The 672-nt window shown below is 77.7% G+C and carries 1 pseudogene; it reads right to left on the bottom strand.

From position 1 onward, the window contains the following. Positions 1-488, bottom strand: a pseudogene (locus tag NWP10_RS12235) (hypothetical protein); the annotation flags it as partial. Positions 489-672: the final 184 nt, after the last annotated feature.

The following is a 672-nucleotide window of genomic DNA, read 5'->3' as shown; positions in this document are numbered from 1 at the left end:
GCGTCCGTGCGGGCCGCATCCCAGGTGCGGCGGCCGTGCACGCGCAGCCGGGCGGGCAGGGCCGCGAGCGCGCCGGGCACGGTGGTCCCGCGCGGGGCGTCCGGGCCGTCCCACACGGCAGCGGCCAGCAGGGTCCCGTCCTCAGGGTCGAGGGCGACGTCGACGGCGCCACGCGGCCCTGCCTCGCCGCCGGCGGCGCGTGCGGGGCGCAGGGCGTCGTGGACGTTGAGGGCGAACATCCGGGCGAGCCGCTCGGCGCGGCGGTCGGCCGGCAGCAGGCCAAGGGTGAACTCGTCCTCGGCGAACGCCTCGGCCAGGAGCCCGGCGACGCGACCCACCGCGTCCTCGCTGAGGCCCTCGGGGCGCAGGGAGACCGCCTGCACGCGGCGACGCGCGGGGGCGGCCTCGTCGGCCGCGGGGGCCTCGGGGGCCGGGCCGTCGGCCGGGGTCGGTGGCGCGGGCGGGGCGGCTCGGTCCGGGGAGGTCATGCTCGCTAGTCTAGGGACGGGGCCGGACGCGTCATCGGACCGGCCGACGCACGTTCCACCCCGTGTGATCGGCGACACTGTCCGCATGGACTCCCCCGTTTCCCCCGCTCCCGCCCCCGGCGCCCCACACCTGTCTCTTATATACACCTGACGCTGCCGACGATCTCACGCCGCTAATCTCCTT

Source organism: Micrococcus sp. HG099, assembly GCF_024723355.1.
Taxonomy (GTDB): Bacteria; Actinomycetota; Actinomycetes; order Actinomycetales; family Micrococcaceae; genus Micrococcus; species Micrococcus endophyticus.
The sequence above is the reverse complement of the archived record's forward strand: the minus strand, read 5'-3'. Positions and strand labels throughout refer to the sequence as shown.